The sequence below is a fragment of the Yersinia sp. J1 genome, from assembly GCF_050586585.1.
In the GTDB taxonomy this organism is placed as follows: domain Bacteria; phylum Pseudomonadota; class Gammaproteobacteria; order Enterobacterales; family Enterobacteriaceae; genus Yersinia; species Yersinia entomophaga.
Genome location: NZ_JBOBDP010000003.1, coordinates 106348 through 123817, shown reverse-complemented (window position 1 = coordinate 123817; position 17470 = coordinate 106348). Strand labels below are relative to the sequence as shown.

Sequence of the window (17470 nt, the reverse complement as noted above, 5' to 3'; positions counted from 1 at the left end):
AGTATCGTGTTTGATGAATTATTAAGGAAGGCGTCCTACCTTCCTTAATATCGAATGAAATGGCACAAAAGTTGCGACCGCAAATTTTATCGATAAGCATCTCAATAAAAATCCGATCTTATTTAAATCCCTTTTCTCGCTTAATCAAATCATAAGCGGACTGAATTTCCTGCGCTTTCTGCTTAGCCATTTCCATCATTTCCGGCGGAAGGCCCTTAGCGACCAATTTATCCGGGTGATGTTCGCTCATTAATTTGCGATAAGCACGCTTGATGGCAACGGCATCATCGCTCGGATTAACGCCTAGCACTTTACAGGCATCAGCCAGAGTTGGCCCTTGCGGTGCCTGCTGGTAGCCCCCTTGAGAGTAACCACCCTGCCCACCAAACTGACGACCACCTTCTATCATGCGAAGAAACTGATCGAACTGGCTGCGGGAAATACCTAGCTCATCGGCAATAACGTACAGTACCTGCCGTTCATTCGGATGGAGCGAACCATCGGCAAAAGCAGCCTGTAACTGAATTTCCAGAAACATCCTAATAAGATCGAAACGACCGAAGCAAACGCTGCGCAATTCACGCAGTTTTTCCCGCAATGGGAAGTCGCTTTGCTTACCTTCACGGAACGCCTGCTGCGCCGCCGTGCGGGCATTTCCATGTAATTGCATACGATCCATCAACTGACTGGCAAGCTGAATATCAACTTCAGTTACGCGTCCTTTGGCTTTGGTCAGGTGCCCCATAACCTGAAATGTGGTGCGAAAAAACAGTGATTGTCGCGTTTGCTGATCGACGAAAAAGCCGCGGCGTCGCGCGGTTCGAGCCTTATCTACCATATGGCCGACGATCAACCCCAGTACTACACCCCAGAAACCAATACCGGACATCAATCCCAATATCAGACCGAGCAGTTTTCCCCAATACTGCATATACTCCTCAATTCATCATGCCGTCAGTCAAATTTTGCATTATCATACTCGGCATTTAGCTCTGTGCCTAACGGCGAGACGTGTAAACGGCCGGATTTAACACTAGCGCAACTCTGATGAGTGAGATAGTCTCAGACCGTTTGCCGGCACGTTGCCCCTGATGACGGAACACCAAAAGCGCGTATGAAAAAAAGATTCCCAACACTGCTGGCCACGTTGATATGGACGGCACTCTATAGTCAGCAATCGCTGGCCGACCTCGCTGAACAATGCATGTTCGGCGTTCCTACCTATGACAAACCGCTGGTTACGGGCGATACCAACCAGCTTCCGGTGCATATCCAAGCGGATAAAACCGAAGGCAATTATCCCCACAGTGCGGTTTTCACCGGTAACGTTAATGTCCAGCAGGGTAACAGCACCCTAACGGCCAATGAGGTTCAGTTACACCAGACACAGGAACCCGGCCAGCCGATTCCGGTGCGAACCGTCACCGCTATAGGTGATGTCAATTACGACGATCCGCAGATTATTCTGAAAGGGCCAAAAGCCTGGTCAAATCTGAACACCAAAGACACCAATATGGATAAGGGCGACTACCAAATGGTAGGGCGTCAGGGTCGCGGTGATGCCGATCTGATGAAACTGCGCGGTCAAAATCGCTATACCATTCTGGAAAACGGTACTTTTACCTCGTGCCTGCCCGGTGATAACAGCTGGAGCGTAGTGGGTAGCGAAGTGATTCATGATCGCGAAGAACAAGTGGCCGAGATCTGGAATGCACGCTTTAAAATCGGGCCGGTACCAGTTTTCTATAGCCCATATATGCAACTGCCCGTTGGCGATAAACGCCGCTCCGGTTTCCTGATCCCGAATGCGCGTTACAGCACCAATAACGGCTTCGAATTCATGTTGCCGTACTACTGGAACATCGCGCCGAACTTTGATGCCACCATTACACCTCACTACATTGAGAAACGCGGCACTCAGTTCCAGAACGAATTCCGCTATTTGCTAGCCCCCGGTGCTGGTACCATGGCATTCGACTGGCTATCAAGCGACCGCGAATATGCCAGCGCAGACAAAGCCAATAATGATAAAGCTCGTTGGCTCTACTACTGGGGCCATTCTGGCGTCATGGATCAGGTATGGCGCTTTAACATCGACTATACCAAAGTCAGCGATCCGACTTACTTTAGAGACTTCACTTCACTTTATGGTTCCAGTACTGACGGCTACGCCACGCAAATTTTTAGCGTGGGCTATGCGCAGAAAAACTGGGACGCTACATTGTCATCCAAACAGTTCCAAGTATTCGCCAATGGCGGCGGTGACTCAAATGCCTACCGCGCCCAGCCGCAGTTAGATCTCAATTATTACAAAAACGATATAGGCCCGTTCGATATGCGGGTGTATGGGCAAGCAGTTAAATTCACCAGCGTGAATCCGAATAATCCGAAGGCGGATCGTTTCCATATTGAGCCATCAATCAATCTTCCTCTGGCGAACGATTGGGCGAGCCTGAATACCGAAATCAAGCTGATGGCAACTCACTATCAGCAAGATATTCCCACTGGTTTTTCAAGTAATTATGTGGCGAATAACGGTGGTGTGGCTCCAGAACTGCAAGATTCAGTCAATCGCGTTCTGCCACAGTTTAAAGTCGATGGAAAAGTGGTATTTGACCGCCAGATGGATTGGGCAGAAGGCTATACGCAAACTTTGGAGCCACGAGCCCAATATTTGTATGTGCCTTATCGCAACCAGGATGACATCTATCTTTACGACACCACTCTGCTGCAAACTGACTATACCGGCCTGTTCCGTGACCGTACATATGGCGGGTTGGATCGCATCGCATCGGCCAATCAGATCGCTACCGGTTTAACTTCTCGCATTTATGATGATGGGCTGGTTGAACGTTTTAACGTTTCCTTGGGTCAAATCTATTATTTCACCCCTTCCAGAACCGGTGATAATAATAAAAACTCAGCCAATATCGACAACAGCAATGATACCGGTAGCCTGGTATGGGCCGGGGACACCTATTGGAAAATTACCGATAAGTGGGGCTTTAGAGGCGGAGCGCAGTACGATACCCGCTTGGGAAGTCTGACTCAGGGTAATACAGTGATGGAATATCGCCACAATGCCGAAACGGTGCTTCAGTTGAACTACCGCTACGCCAGCCCTGAATATATTCAGGCGGCGGTACCTAAGGTGAGAAGCCAGGGCTATCAGGAAGGTATTTCTCAAGTGGGTGCAGTGGCCAGTTTACCGTTGGCCGACCGTTGGGCTATCGTCGGGTCATACTATTACGACACTAAGGCCAATCAACCGGCTAGCCAACTGGTTGGGGTACAGTACAATACCTGCTGTTGGGCGATTAATCTGGGCTATGAGCGTAAAATCAACGGCTGGAACACGCTGGACAATACCAGTAAATATGATAACAAAATCTCGTTTAACATAGAGTTACGTGGTTTAAGCAGCAACCACAGTTTGGGTACCCAACAGATGTTACGCTCTGGTATCCTGCCTTACCAAAGCGCATTCTGATACTGAGTAACACACTGAATTCAGTGAATTTAAACCCGCAACTGCGGATTACATAATGGAAAAGGTATGAAGAACTGGAGAACGCTTATTCTCGGATTGGTGATCGGTGCCAATACCGCGTTCGCAGCACCACAAGAAGTTGATAAAGTGGCCGCCGTGGTTAATAACGGTGTGGTCTTGCAGAGTGACGTCGACGGTTTGTTACAGTCGGTAAAACTCAATGCGCAACAGGCTGGTCAGCAAATTCCTGACGAAGGCACGTTGCGCCACCAGATTCTGGAACGCCTGATTATGGATAATATCCAATTGCAGATGGCACAGAAAATGGGGATTACCGTTTCCGACGAAGCGCTGGATAAAGCCATTGCTGATATTGCGGCGCAAAACCGTATGACAACGGCACAAATGCGCAGCCGTCTGGCCGCTGAAGGGTTAGATTACAACACTTACCGCGCCCAGATTCGCAAAGAAATGCTGACCTCCGAAGTGCGAAATAACGAAGTTCGCCGTCGCATCACCATTTTACCGCAAGAAGTCGAATCACTGGCCAAACAGATCGCAGCCCAGACCGGCGATGACGCTGAATTAAACCTGAGCCACATTTTAATTCCGTTACCGGAAAATCCATCCCAACAGCAGGTTGATACCGCTGAAGACTTGGCAAAAAATCTGGTCGCGGAACTCAAAAATGGCGCGGACTTTGGCAAATTGGCTATCGCAAACTCTGCCGATTCTCAGGCATTGAAAGGCGGCCAAATGGGTTGGGGCAAGCTACAGGAATTGCCAACGCTATTTGCTGAAAGACTGCAAACGGCCAGCAAAGGTCAGGTTGTTGGGCCGATTCGCTCCGGCGTCGGTTTCCATATTCTGAAAGTGAATGATATTCGCGGCACAAATCAAACCGTTTCGGTTACAGAAGTGCACGCTCGCCATATTTTGCTTAAACCATCCGTTGTGATGACCGACGATCAGGCACGCGCAAAATTACAGGCAGCGGCGAATGATATCAAAAGCGGCAAGGCAACCTTTGCCGATGAAGCCAAGCGACTTTCTGAAGATCCAGGCTCTGCGGTACAAGGCGGCGATCTGGGTTGGGCTTCTCCCGACATCTACGATCCAGCCTTCCGTGATGCCTTGATGAAACTGAAAAAAGGCGAGATCAGTGCGCCGGTTCATTCATCTTTCGGCTGGCATTTGATTCAGGTAGTCGATACCCGTCAGGTAGACCGAACCGATGCGGCGCAGAAAGATCGTGCCTACCGCATGCTGTTTAACCGTAAATTCTCTGAAGAAGCGCAAACCTGGATGCAGGAACAACGTGCCGCTTCTTATGTGAAGATTCTTGATGGTAGCGATGCACAAAAATAACCGCATTGTCATTACCCCCGGCGAACCTGCCGGGGTTGGGCCGGATCTGGTGATCACTCTGGCTCAACAGGACTGGCCTGTTGAGTTAGTCGTGTGCGCCGATCCGGCCTTGCTACTTGAACGGGCGGAGCAATTGAAGCTCCCTCTGCAATTGCGGGAATATCAACCCGATGAAGCTGGCCTTGCCCAGCGGGCAGGAACCTTAACTATCCTGCCCGTTGCCGCCGCTCCGGTCACCGCAGGTGTTCCTTCGGTTAGTAACAGCGCCTACGTGGTAGAAACGCTGGCTCAGGCCTGCGATGGATGCTTGCGGGGTGAATTCGCGGCTTTGGTCACCGGTCCGGTACAAAAAAGCATTATTAATGATGCAGGCGTCCCTTTCACTGGTCATACTGAGTTTTTTGCCGAGCGTAGCCTGTGCCAAAAAGTCGTTATGATGCTGGCAACCGAAGAGCTGCGCGTCGCTCTGGCTACAACGCATTTACCGTTGTCAGAGGTTTCTCGCGCTATAACTCGGGATAACCTGCACGAAGTTATCACTATTCTCGATCGGGATCTCAAAACCAAATTTGGCATCCAACAGCCGCATATTTATGTTTGTGGGTTAAATCCACACGCAGGCGAAGGCGGCCATATGGGTCGTGAAGAGCTGGATATCATTATTCCCGCGCTAGACGAGCTGCGTCAGCAAGGCGTGACCTTGATTGGCCCGTTGCCGGCGGATACCTTGTTCCAGCCCAAATATTTGCAACATGCCGATGCCGTATTAGCCATGTATCACGATCAGGGGCTACCGGTGTTAAAATACCAAGGCTTTGGACGAGCGGTAAATATTACCCTCGGTCTGCCTTTTATCCGCACATCAGTGGACCACGGAACCGCTTTGGAACTTGCTGCTACCGGCACTGCCGACGTGGGCAGCTTCAAAACGGCATTAAATTTAGCCATTAAAATGATAAATAACAGCAATGAATAATAGAGTCCACCAAGGGCACTTTGCCCGCAAACGCTTTGGACAAAACTTTTTAAACGATCAGTTTGTCATCGATAGTATTGTTTCTGCGATCCACCCTGTTCCCGGGGAAGCGGTAGTGGAAATCGGGCCCGGCTTAGGCGCGTTAACCGAACCAGTTGCTGCACGTATGGATCACATGACGGTTATCGAGCTGGATCGCGATCTTGCCGCACGTTTGGCCAGCCATCCGCAGCTAAAAGATAAGCTGACGATCCACCAGCAAGATGCCATGAAGATTGATTTTGCCGAGCTGGCAGAACAGGCGGGTCAGCCATTACGCGTGTTTGGTAACCTGCCGTACAACATTTCTACCCCGTTAATGTTCCACCTGTTCAGCTATACTCAGGCTATTCGCGACATGCATTTCATGTTGCAAAAAGAAGTGGTAAACCGCTTGGTTGCTGGCCCAAACAGTAAGGCTTATGGCCGCTTAACCGTCATGGCGCAATATTATTGTAACGTGATACCAGTTCTTGAAGTGCCACCTACGGCCTTCACCCCAGCGCCAAAAGTAGACTCTGCCGTGGTACGTCTGGTTCCTCATGTGAACATGCCTAACCCGGTTGGGGATGTGCGTATGCTGAGCCGCATTACTACGCAAGCTTTTAACCAGCGCAGGAAAACCGTACGTAATAGCTTAGGGGATTTGTTTACGCCTGAGCAATTAACCGAATTAGGTGTCAATCCGACGCTGCGCGCAGAAAACATTTCTGTGGCGCAATACTGTAAGCTGGCTAACTGGCTTTCGGCGCAATCGACACCGCAGGAATAACAGGAGTTCGCCATGATTGAACGGCCCCGTGTGTGTGTGCAGGTACAAAGTATCTATGTGGAAACCCAATCGATACCTGATGAAGAACGCTTTGTCTTCGCCTATACCGTCACTATTCGCAATCTGGGGCGTTCAACGGTTCAGCTGGTTGGTCGTTACTGGCTGATCACCAATAGCAACGGTCGTCAGACCGAAGTTCAAGGTGAAGGCGTTATCGGTGAGCAACCGCTGATTCTTCCGGGCAATGAATTCCAATATACCAGCGGCGCGGTACTAGAAACGCCGCTGGGTACCATGGAAGGGCACTACGAAATGGTTGATCACCTAGGCCAGGCATTCCGTACGGCAATTCCCGTCTTCCGTTTGGCTATCCCGACGCTGATCCACTAATCCGGCCCCGAAAAATATGTCTACCTACCTGATTGGCGATGTTCACGGCTGTATCGATGAACTACGCGCCCTATTGGCGCAAGTTGAGTTTAATACTCAGCAAGACACTCTTTGGTTAACCGGTGATTTGGTCGCCCGTGGCCCCGCATCTTTAGATGTTCTGCGCTATGTTCGCGCATTAGGCCCGGCCGTACGTATGGTGCTAGGCAATCACGACCTGCACTTATTAGCAGTTTATGCTGGCATTAGCCGCAATAAGCCCAAAGATCGCATCACCCCGCTGCTGGAAGCCCAAGACGCCGATGAATTGATTAACTGGTTACGCCGCCAGCCGGTGCTTCAGGTCGATGAGGAATTGAAACTGGTGATGGCCCACGCAGGAATCACGCCACAGTGGGATATTGAAACCGCCCAAACCTGTGCCCGCGAAGTCGAAGCGGTGCTGAGTAGCGACAGCTATCCACTATTTCTGGATGCCATGTACGGCGATATGCCAAACAATTGGAGCCAGGAGCTATCTGGTCTGGCTCGTTTGCGTTTTAGCACTAATGCTCTAACCCGTATGCGGTACTGCTTCCCAAATGGTCAGTTGGACATGATCTGCAAAGATACCCCAGAGAATGCGCCATCACCGCTAAAACCCTGGTTTGATTTGCCTCGGTTGGTTGATCCTGATTATTCCATTGCGTTTGGTCACTGGGCATCTCTGGAAGGGAAAGGCGCTCCGGAAGGTATTTACGCGCTGGATACCGGCTGTTGCTGGGGAGGCGTGCTGACTATGCTGCGCTGGGAAGATAAGCGCTATTTCACTCAGCAATCTTTCCGCGAAAAAGGCACTGACGTCAGCATCGCAGCGGCTAATTAACCTCGTTTAATATGATGAAATGGCACGTATTTATTTGTGCCATTTCTCATTTTTCAGAATGACATTGCGCACCGAACTACTCTTGCCAAAAATTCCTATCCGTAACCGCACTGCTTTGAAGCATGTTGTCGAAGCTGTCGCTCTCGATTGAGGCAGGCCAGATTCCGCCGCCAAGAATTCCAACTAAACCTATTTTATCAATATTATCTGCACGCAGTTCTCGTCCTGCACGATTGATCAATCGATCTTCATTCAATTGCATAACTTCATTTACCATAAGTATTTTCCCTTATTTTTAATTGATAAAAGCAGATGCATAGAAATAATAAGTCTCACTTATGACAAATAAATGACACTCGGAGACTCTCAAAAAAGATAGATCAAAATAATAGTGATTAACAGTTAGCCTTTCTTAGTATTCATTACATTACTCTAGCTATTATTTTCCGTCTGATACTGGCATATTTGGTAATAATCCAACCGGTCAAAAGTACAATATTTCACATCATCAGACTGACAAACGAATTTATCTCCCGTTAACGTCGATGACGTCTTCACCCAAGGCTCATGCCCTTTCAGAGAAACAAAAAAGCCACCGTTTTTTATCGACTCATAATCTTTCATATGCATATCTATAGTTCCAGATTCAAGGGCATAGCTACAGCTAGTTAAAATACCTATAGTCTCAGCGTTACTATTATAAGGATGGTAGGTAGCCCGTAAAAAATGAGAAACTTTTCCATTATTCTCAGCGCCTTGAGATACTCCAAGCCACTGACTATTTGCCGTAAAATATAACCCCATACCATTAGCCCCATCAATTTCACTCGGCTCTGGGCAATGATTGACAGAGGCTGATAACAGGTGGCTATATAGAATAATAGGTAGAATCGTTACCATATTTATTTTTCGCATTTAACACTCCCATTTATATAAAGTAAGAATTAGCATTGAAAGGAAAAATAAATATATCAACCAGATTGAACTCTGGCATTTTCTAATTTAATAACGAGAACCATAATAATAGACAGGCATTTTTTGATAAAAAAAGGAGGCCATATAGGCCTCCTATTGAATTAATCCAGTTCGGTAAAAACTAGCGACGCTCTAATATCTCAAAGCAATAGCTATGTGAATTAGCTTCATCTGCATCGTGGAACTCACTGAATGAAGATTCCCATTCATCAGGTTCATAGTCAGGGAAATGTGTATCGCCCCCAACTTCAGCATCGATGTGTGTCAGGTACAAGCGATGTGCGCGATCGAGGAACTGGCTATATACCCGCCCTCCGCCCATAACCATCACTTCTTCAACGTCACCGGCTAAAGCCAGCGCTTCGTCGATTGAAGTTGCCCAGCTGACGCGGCTGTCGGTGCCCGACTGGCTGCTGATAACGATATTCAGACGGCCAGGAAGTGGACGACCAATAGATTCAAACGTTTTGCGACCCATAATTACCGGTTTGTTCAGCGTGTTACGTTTAAACCACGCCAAATCAGCCGGTAGGTGCCACGGCATGGCATTTTCCATACCAATAACACGATCTGCCGCAAGTGCAGCGATCAGGCTGATAATCATTATTAAACCCTGTAGGCTAAGTTAGCCAGTCCCGAAAAATTGCTCACACTATACGTAAAGCCTTATCAGCCGTCGATAGTCATAATCAGGCTAACAGCACATATAAGACAGCTCTTAGCGATGGGACTGCTGACCTCGGAAAAAAAGCCTATACACTCGGGCGCTTACGATAAAGCCATAATCCTGGCAAGGATAAACCTATCGATAGTGCGCCAACAATAAATGAAGCTTTTAAGAAATTGGTAACCATCGTTGACATCAACTCCTCGGTGTATCCCAAATGGGATATTTCTACCACCGAGATCATCGCAGTATAGGCAGAAATACCGGGAAACATCGGGATAACCGCAGCGACCGTAAATACCTTCGGGTGCGCGAGTAGCCAGCGCGACCAGCTAATACCAATCACGCCTATCAGGATTGAAGCCACCAGCGACGCCAATTCGATATTCATACCAAAATGCATCATCAGCATACGCGAACCGTGACCGATAGCGCCCAACAGTGCGCAATAACGTAATGCCCGAATCGGAACGTTAAACACCATCGCAAAACCCAATGCCGGAATGGCCGCCAGCGCCATATCTTGCAGCAAAGCCCATAATAAACTCATGCCCATCCCCGCAGCCCCCACAGTGCCATGGCGATCACCACGCCAATACAGGTCGATAACGTCAACAGGCTGGCCATTGCCCAACGAGCCAGTCCGGTATTCACATGGCCTTTAAACATATCCGCGACCGCATTAATCAGCGGGAATCCGGGAACCAACAGTAAAACGCTGGCGGCCATTGCTACGCTGGAAGCCTGTTCAAACTGAGGTAAGCGCATCAGCAAACCTGATGCCGAAGTCGCAACGAATGCCGTAATACAGAAGTTAATCAGAGGATTCATATGACGAGCTGTCAAACTTTGCCGCACAAACATCGACACGCCGCTGGCGATAAAAGTGATAGAAAAGGCATCCCAACCGCCGCCGTTTAGCATACTAAAGCACCCGCAGGACAAAGCGACCATCGCTACCACCAGCCAACGTGGATAACGTAGTGGCCGAATATGATCTAAGCGTTTTGCAACATCCTGAGCATCCAGCAAACGGTGTTCAGCTAAAATAACAATATGCTGTACTTCGGTCACAACCTGCATATTAATGCCGCGATCGGTATTTTTTCGGGTCGAGGTCAGGCAGTTCCCTTGGCTAATAGTCGTTAATACCACCGCGTTAGCAGAGATCGAGCTTTCAACGCTATCCATTCCCAAGGCAATCCCCAGACGAGCGGAGAGTTGTTCTACCAACATGCTTTCTGCGCCATGCTGTAACAATAACAGGGCACATTGTATACATAGCCGGGTAATCTCCCGCTGCTGCTGATGGGGTATACCCTGACAAATTGCATTCTCCTGGCTCATCATTCTGTATCGATACCTGTCAAAAGAGTGAAACGTTGATTTTAATTTCTTACCCATTAAGGTGATGTCAGGGAACTGGGACAGCGCTATTATTCACCTATTACCCTGCTACATTGCGGAATTCCCTGATGCTCGAAACTTCATTATTTGTTGCCACTATCGCTACTTTGGGGATGCTTTCTCCCGGCCCTGATTTCTTTCTGGTCATAAAAAATGCCGCTCGCTATCGTCGTTCTGCCGCCATGATGACCGCATTTGGCGTTATTTGCGGCGTGGCGACTCACATGTCTTACTGCGTAGCAGGCCTGGCGGTGGTTATTACCACTACCCCGTGGTTATTTAATTTCCTGAAATATGCCGGTGCTGTCTACCTAATTTGGGTAGGTATTCAGGCGCTTCTCTCACGCGGAGAAAGCAAAATGAATATCAGCCATTTGCCACAACAAACTATCAAGATGAAGAATGCCTTTCTGCAGGGCTACCTTTGCAACCTGCTAAATCCCAAAGCAACGCTATTCTTTCTCGCGGTATTCACCCAGATACTTCAGATTAACTCCGGTATCGGCGAAAAACTGTGGTACGCCTCGATCATATTGGGATTAGCAGTAGTTTGGTGGCCAATACTGGTCATTTTGATCCAAAGCGCTCCGGTTCGGCGCGGGCTGGCGAAAGCACAAAAACTGGTGGATAAGGTTCTCGGCGGTTTACTGATTGGTCTGGGTATTAAAGTCGCCCTGAGTTGATTCACTTTGTTTCAGTCACAAAAAAGGCGATGTTTCCATCGCCTTTCAATTTTGCGCTTACCCAGATTAACCTTTCATTTGCTTAATCTTGGCATGCATTTCCTGCACTGAAATCACTTGCTCGGTTGGATCCGCATTCAGCGCCATTGCCGTCGCGAAACCACCGTTTAACGTGGTGTCATAGTGCACTTTATACTGTAAGGCACTGCGACGAATCAGCTTGGAGTCTTCGATAGCCTGACGTCCCGCCGTGGTATTGACAATGTAGGTGTACTCGCCATTCTTAATACGATCCTGAATGTGAGGACGGCCTTCATGTACCTTGTTGACCAAACGTGGATTTATGCCCGCTTCCCCTAACACCACCGCAGTACCATGGGTTGCATCCAGTTCGAAGCCTTGTTTCAGCAGCTTGGCAGCCAAATCAACCACGCGAGCTTTATCCCCTTCGCGCACCGACAACAGCGCACGACCACTTTTCTTCATACCGGACTGGCTGCCCAGCATCGCCTTCGAGAATGCTTCTGCGAAGGTACGGCCAACGCCCATAACTTCACCGGTTGAACGCATTTCTGGCCCAAGAATCGGGTCAACGCCAGGGAACTTATTAAACGGCAGTACCACTTCTTTTACCGAGTAATATGGCGGGATGATTTCTTCGGTTATCCCTTGCTCTGCCAGTGATTTGCCAGCCATAACTCGAGCGGCAATCTTCGCTAATGGCATACCGGTGGCTTTAGAAACGAAAGGTACGGTACGAGCAGCGCGTGGGTTCACTTCAATCAGATAAACTTCGTTGTTCTTCACCGCGAACTGGACGTTCATCAAACCGCGAACGCACAGTTCAAACGCCAGCTTCTCAACCTGCTGACGCATAACATCCTGAATTTCTTTGCTTAGCGTGTAGGCTGGCAATGAACAAGCTGAGTCACCGGAGTGAACCCCTGCCTGCTCGATATGCTCCATAATTCCGCCGATCAGCACACGCTCACCGTCGCAAATCGCGTCCACATCCACTTCCACCGCGTCATCGAGGAAACGATCCAGTAATACTGGTGCATCGTTAGACACGCTCACCGCATTCTGGAAGTAACGGCGCAGGTCGGTTTCGTCATAGACGATTTCCATTGCGCGGCCACCCAGTACATAGGAAGGACGCACCACCAACGGATAACCCAAGCCGCTAGCCTTATCTACCGCTTGTTCGATAGTGGCAACGGTGGCGTTAGCCGGTTGCTTGAGACCCAGACGATTCACCGCCTGCTGAAAACGCTCACGGTCTTCTGCGCGGTCAATGGCATCAGGGCTGGTACCGATAACAGGAACGCCGGCAGCTTCCAGTTCGCGAGCCAGTTTCAGCGGAGTCTGGCCGCCGTACTGTACGATAACACCCTGTGGCTTCTCAATACGTACGATTTCCAGCACGTCTTCCAGCGTCACTGACTCGAAGTACAGACGGTCAGAAGTATCGTAATCCGTGGAAACCGTTTCAGGGTTACAGTTCACCATGATGGTTTCGTAACCGTCTTCACGCAGCGCCAGCGAGGCGTGAACGCAACAATAATCGAATTCAATCCCCTGACCGATACGGTTAGGACCACCGCCCAACACCATGATTTTCGGACGATCGCTGGTTGGGTTAGATTCGCACTCTTCCTCATAGGTTGAGTACATATAGGCTGTATCAGTAGAGAATTCTGCCGCACAGGTATCCACACGTTTGTAAACCGGATGCAGGTCAAATTTGTAGCGTAGCTTGCGCACTTCGCTTTCGGCTACGCCAACCAGTTTAGCCAGACGCGCATCAGCAAAACCTTTACGCTTCAACTGGCGCAGGAATTCATAATTCAAGCCGTTGATACCGCATTCAGCTACTTTCTCTTCCAGACGAACCAGTTCTTCAATCTGCACCAGGAACCAGCGGTCAACGTTGGTCAGGTTGAAAACGCCGTCTACGGACATACCGGCGCGGAACGCATCGGCGATGTACCAGATACGCTCTGCGCCAGCGTCTTTCAGCTCGCGGCGAATCTTGGTCAGCGCTTCCGGATCGTCCAGGCTGACTTTTGGATCAAAGCCGGTCGCGCCCACTTCCAGACCACGTAAGGCTTTCTGCAAGGATTCTTGCTGAGTACGGCCAATCGCCATCACTTCGCCGACCGATTTCATTTGGGTCGTCAGGCGGTCGTTGGCACCGGCAAATTTCTCGAAATTAAAGCGAGGGATTTTGGTCACAACGTAATCGATGGAGGGCTCAAATGACGCCGGAGTACGGCCACCGGTGATATCGTTGGTCAGTTCATCCAGCGTGTAACCTACCGCCAGCTTGGCGGCAATCTTGGCAATCGGGAAACCAGTTGCTTTGGATGCCAGCGCCGAAGAGCGGGATACGCGCGGGTTCATCTCAATAACAATCAGACGGCCAGTTTTTGGGTTAACCGAGAACTGAACGTTGGAGCCGCCGGTTTCCACGCCGATTTCACGCAGTACCGCCATCGAGGCGTTACGCATGATTTGATATTCTTTATCCGTCAGAGTCTGCGCTGGCGCAACGGTGATGGAGTCACCGGTGTGGATCCCCATAGCGTCGAAGTTTTCGATGGAACAGACGATGATGCAGTTGTCGTTTTTATCACGCACCACTTCCATCTCGTACTCTTTCCAGCCGATCAGAGATTCGTCAATCAACAGTTCTTTAGTTGGAGACAAATCCAGACCGCGCTCGCAGATTTCTTCGAACTCTTCACGGTTGTAGGCAATACCGCCGCCGGTGCCTCCCATGGTGAAGGACGGACGAATGATGCAAGGGAAACCCACGTCAGCCGCAACGGCCAGCGCTTCTTCCATATTGTGAGCGATGCCGGAGCGCGCCGTATCCAGACCGATTTTCTTCATCGCGATATCAAAGCGACGGCGGTCTTCTGCTTTATCAATGGCGTCGGCGGTGGCACCAATCATGGTCACGCCAAACTCGGCCAGCACGCCCTGACGTTCCAGTTCCAACGCACAGTTCAGCGCGGTTTGGCCGCCCATGGTTGGTAATACTGCGTCTGGACGTTCTTTTTCAATGATTTTGCGAACCACTTCCCAGTGAATCGGCTCGATGTAGGTCGCATCGGCCATTTCCGGATCGGTCATGATGGTTGCCGGGTTGGAGTTCACCAAAATAACCCGATAACCTTCTTCACGCAGGGCTTTACAGGCTTGAGCACCTGAATAATCGAACTCACAGGCCTGTCCGATAACAATCGGGCCAGCGCCGAGAATCAGGATGCTTTTTATATCTGTACGTTTTGGCATGGTCTTAGCTCCTGATTACTTGCTATTAGTGCTTGCTGATGATGATGCGCGGTAGGCTTCAATCAGTTCGATAAAGTGGTCAAACAGCGGAGCGGCATCATGTGGCCCCGGGCTCGCTTCAGGGTGCCCCTGGAAGCTGAACGCTGCTTTATCAGTACGATGGATACCTTGCAGAGAACCATCGAATAACGAAGTGTGGGTTGTACGTAAAGTGGCAGGTAATGAGGTTTCATCCACCGCGAAGCCGTGGTTTTGTGCGGTAATCATCACGCAGTTGCCATCCAAATCTTTCACCGGATGGTTGCCGCCGTGGTGGCCAAACTTCATTTTTACCGTTTTTGCGCCGCTGGCCAGTGCCAGCAGTTGGTGACCTAAACAGATTCCAAAGACTGGAATATCGGTTTCGAGAAAACGTTTAATCGCGGTAATGGCGTAGTCGCAGGGTTCCGGATCGCCCGGGCCGTTGGACAGGAAGATCCCGTCTGGATTCAGCTTCAGCACGTCTTCCGCCGGAGTCTGTGCTGGAACAACCGTCAGACGGCAGCCACGATCCACCAGCATACGCAGAATATTACGCTTTACGCCATAATCGTAAGCCACTACATGGAAAGGTAATTCTTCAGCTTTTTTCGCCGCCGGTAGTTCGCCTTCCAGCGTCCAGCTCCCCTGCAGCCAGGTGTAAGCTTCTTTGGTCGTGACCTCTTTTGCTAAATCCATCCCTTTCAGACCGGGGAAAGCTTTAGCTTTTTCCAGTGCCACAGCCGCATCCGTCAGGTCGCCAGCGATGATGCAACCGTTCTGAGCGCCTTTCTCACGCAGTAAACGAGTCAGCTTACGGGTATCGATATCTGCAATCGCAACGATGTTGTGGCGTTTGAGATATTCGGATAAGCCTTCTTCATTACGGTAGTTGCTGGCAATCAGTGGCAGGTCGCGGATAACAAGACCTTGGGCGTGTACTGCGGAGGATTCTTCATCGGCGGCGTTGGTGCCGACATTGCCGATATGGGGATAAGTAAGAGTAACGATCTGGCGGGAATAGGAAGGATCAGTGAGGATTTCTTGATAACCGGTCATCGACGTATTGAAGACCACTTCCCCCACTGCCGAACCTTCTGCCCCGATGGCCCGACCGTGAAATTGGGTTCCGTCTTCGAGAACCAATAGCGCTGACTTAATCAAAACACCCTCCAAGGAATAAACAGTCACATTATCTGCATATTAATTCAGAATTAACGATCTAAATCAATGCAAAAACCGCCCTCAAAGCTAATTTTTGGCAAATTGGGCGCATTTTAATGATGAGCTAGGCTCTTGTCTAGCCAAAGTACCATTTTTTCTTTGTTTTTTGCCCATCTCGCCAAAATAGTGGGTTTATGGCGGCAAAAATACAAACTAAGTTAACATAGTAAACGGTTGCGAGGGTGATAGAGTGAATTTTAACGTATTCGGAGAGAGAAAAGGCAAATTGGCAATGATAGGAGTCGTAAAATTTCAATAAAACGCTGAAAAACACATTAAAAAACACAAAAACAGCCATCTAATAATAAAATAACCACTTAACACTTAAAATAACAAAATAAAAAAGAGCGATAAAAATATCGCTCTACTATCAGATAGTTATGATAGGAATAACCACATCACAGCGGTACATTACATATTATAAATCGTTTAAACCCAAGACATCTCGCATATCAAACAATCCTTTATCCTGAGTTGATAGCCAGATTGCGGATTTAATTGCTCCATTAGCAAAAGTCATACGACTGGTCGCTTTATGGGTGATCTCAACCCGTTCGCCAATATCTGCAAACATCGCAGTATGCTCACCCACAATATCCCCCGCACGGACGGTAGCAAAACCGATAGTCCCTTCCTTACGCTCGCCGGTATAACCTTCGCGACTATAAACGGCGCAGTCTTTTAAATCGCGCCCTAACGTTTCCGCAATCGCTTCTCCCATCGCCAACGCAGTGCCCGAAGGCGCATCGACTTTATGGCGGTGGTGAGCTTCAATAATTTCGATATCGGCGTAGTCACCCATGACTTTAGCGGCCTTCTCTAACAGCTTGAGGACCAGATTGACGCCTACGCTAAAATTGGCCGCAAAAACAATCGCAATATCTGCCGCCGCGGCGCTAATCGCAGCTTTGCCAGCTTCATCAAAGCCAGTCGTACCAATAACCATACCTTTTCCGTGCTGGCGGCACAGAGCCAAATGCGCCAACGAGCCTTCTGGACGAGTAAAGTCCACAAGGATATCAAAGCTGTTTATTGCTTCGGCAACATCATCTGCCACCTTGATATTTAGCAACCCTATACCGGCCAGTTCGCCGGCATCAGTGCCTACCAGTGACGAACCTTTGCGCTCCAGCGCAGCACCCAGAGTTACTCCAGGAATTTGATGCACGGCCTGAATCAATTGTCGCCCCATACGGCCACCGGCACCGACAATAGCGACACGAATTGCTGAATCAGTCATAAATCCTCTTGTTGTTTTATATCAGCCCTGATCAGGGTTCAGATTAGCGGTCTGTC

The 17470-nt window shown here is 49.3% G+C and carries 16 protein-coding genes; 7 read left to right on the top strand and 9 right to left on the bottom strand.

Going from position 1 to position 17470, the window contains the following annotated elements; all coding sequences use genetic code 11:
- Positions 1 to 118 precede the first annotated feature (118 nt).
- The gene (gene djlA / locus ACQ4OC_RS07635) at positions 119 to 931 is read right to left on the bottom strand and encodes a co-chaperone DjlA (RefSeq protein ID WP_064516371.1); all 813 of its coding nucleotides are present in this window, start codon (positions 929 to 931) and stop codon (positions 119 to 121) included.
- 183 nt (positions 932 to 1114) lie between these two features.
- On the opposite strand from djlA, the gene lptD reads away from it, so the two are divergent.
- From lptD to apaH, 6 genes are all read left to right on the top strand, one after another.
- The gene (gene lptD / locus ACQ4OC_RS07630) at positions 1115 to 3490 is read left to right on the top strand and encodes an LPS assembly protein LptD (protein ID WP_430971058.1); all 2376 of its coding nucleotides are present in this window, start codon (positions 1115 to 1117) and stop codon (positions 3488 to 3490) included.
- 66 nt (positions 3491 to 3556) lie between these two features.
- The gene (surA, locus tag ACQ4OC_RS07625) at positions 3557 to 4858 is read left to right on the top strand and encodes a peptidylprolyl isomerase SurA (RefSeq protein WP_064516367.1); all 1302 of its coding nucleotides are present in this window, start codon (positions 3557 to 3559) and stop codon (positions 4856 to 4858) included.
- Complete coding sequence (gene pdxA, locus ACQ4OC_RS07620; protein WP_064518441.1) at positions 4845 to 5834, top strand: 4-hydroxythreonine-4-phosphate dehydrogenase PdxA; 990 nt, start codon at positions 4845 to 4847, stop codon at positions 5832 to 5834. Before surA ends, pdxA begins: the two co-directional genes overlap by 14 nt.
- Positions 5827 to 6645 (top strand): 16S rRNA (adenine(1518)-N(6)/adenine(1519)-N(6))-dimethyltransferase RsmA, encoded by an 819-nt coding sequence (gene rsmA, locus ACQ4OC_RS07615; protein ID WP_049598890.1) that lies wholly within the window; start codon positions 5827 to 5829, stop codon positions 6643 to 6645. The genes pdxA and rsmA overlap by 8 nt, the downstream gene beginning before the upstream one ends.
- A 12-nt stretch (positions 6646 to 6657) precedes the next feature.
- Complete coding sequence (gene apaG, locus ACQ4OC_RS07610; RefSeq protein ID WP_049598893.1) at positions 6658 to 7035, top strand: Co2+/Mg2+ efflux protein ApaG; 378 nt, start codon at positions 6658 to 6660, stop codon at positions 7033 to 7035.
- Between the two features lie 16 nt (positions 7036 to 7051).
- Entirely contained in the window at positions 7052 to 7900 is an 849-nt protein-coding gene (gene apaH / locus ACQ4OC_RS07605) for a bis(5'-nucleosyl)-tetraphosphatase (symmetrical) ApaH (RefSeq protein WP_064516365.1), read from the top strand.
- A gap of 76 nt (positions 7901 to 7976) precedes the next feature.
- Here the strand turns inward: apaH and ACQ4OC_RS07600 are convergent, their stop codons facing one another.
- The 5 genes from ACQ4OC_RS07600 to ACQ4OC_RS07580 all read right to left on the bottom strand — a co-directional run bounded on the left by ACQ4OC_RS07600 (position 7977) and on the right by ACQ4OC_RS07580 (position 10889).
- A complete protein-coding gene (locus tag ACQ4OC_RS07600) occupies positions 7977 to 8177 on the bottom strand; it encodes a hypothetical protein (protein ID WP_064516363.1) in 201 nt (66 codons plus the stop codon).
- A 155-nt stretch (positions 8178 to 8332) separates the two neighbouring features.
- Entirely contained in the window at positions 8333 to 8815 is a 483-nt protein-coding gene (locus ACQ4OC_RS07595) for a DUF3757 domain-containing protein (RefSeq protein WP_430971057.1), read from the bottom strand.
- 181 nt (positions 8816 to 8996) lie between these two features.
- The gene (gene folA, locus ACQ4OC_RS07590; protein ID WP_064516360.1) at positions 8997 to 9479 is read right to left on the bottom strand and encodes a type 3 dihydrofolate reductase; all 483 of its coding nucleotides are present in this window, start codon (positions 9477 to 9479) and stop codon (positions 8997 to 8999) included.
- A gap of 148 nt (positions 9480 to 9627) precedes the next feature.
- Complete coding sequence (locus ACQ4OC_RS07585) at positions 9628 to 10092, bottom strand: threonine/serine exporter (protein WP_064516358.1); 465 nt, start codon at positions 10090 to 10092, stop codon at positions 9628 to 9630.
- Entirely contained in the window at positions 10089 to 10889 is an 801-nt protein-coding gene (locus tag ACQ4OC_RS07580) for a threonine/serine ThrE exporter family protein (protein WP_064518439.1), read from the bottom strand. Before ACQ4OC_RS07580 ends, ACQ4OC_RS07585 begins: the two co-directional genes overlap by 4 nt.
- 128 nt (positions 10890 to 11017) lie before the next feature.
- Here ACQ4OC_RS07580 and ACQ4OC_RS07575 point away from each other — a divergent pair, with 128 nt between their 5' ends.
- Entirely contained in the window at positions 11018 to 11632 is a 615-nt protein-coding gene (locus ACQ4OC_RS07575) for a LysE family translocator (protein ID WP_064516356.1), read from the top strand.
- Between the two features lie 66 nt (positions 11633 to 11698).
- Here ACQ4OC_RS07575 and carB read toward each other — a convergent pair whose 3' ends face one another.
- The 3 genes from carB to dapB all read right to left on the bottom strand — a co-directional run bounded on the left by carB (position 11699) and on the right by dapB (position 17414).
- Positions 11699 to 14932, bottom strand: a complete 3234-nt coding sequence (carB, locus tag ACQ4OC_RS07570; protein ID WP_120805200.1) for a carbamoyl-phosphate synthase large subunit — start codon at positions 14930 to 14932, stop codon at positions 11699 to 11701.
- A gap of 15 nt (positions 14933 to 14947) precedes the next feature.
- A complete protein-coding gene (gene carA / locus ACQ4OC_RS07565; protein WP_120805198.1) occupies positions 14948 to 16114 on the bottom strand; it encodes a glutamine-hydrolyzing carbamoyl-phosphate synthase small subunit in 1167 nt (388 codons plus the stop codon).
- Positions 16115 to 16592: 478 nt separating this feature from the next.
- Positions 16593 to 17414, bottom strand: coding sequence for a 4-hydroxy-tetrahydrodipicolinate reductase (gene dapB, locus ACQ4OC_RS07560; RefSeq protein WP_064516350.1), 822 nt, complete (start codon positions 17412 to 17414; stop codon positions 16593 to 16595).
- Positions 17415 to 17470 lie beyond the last annotated feature (56 nt).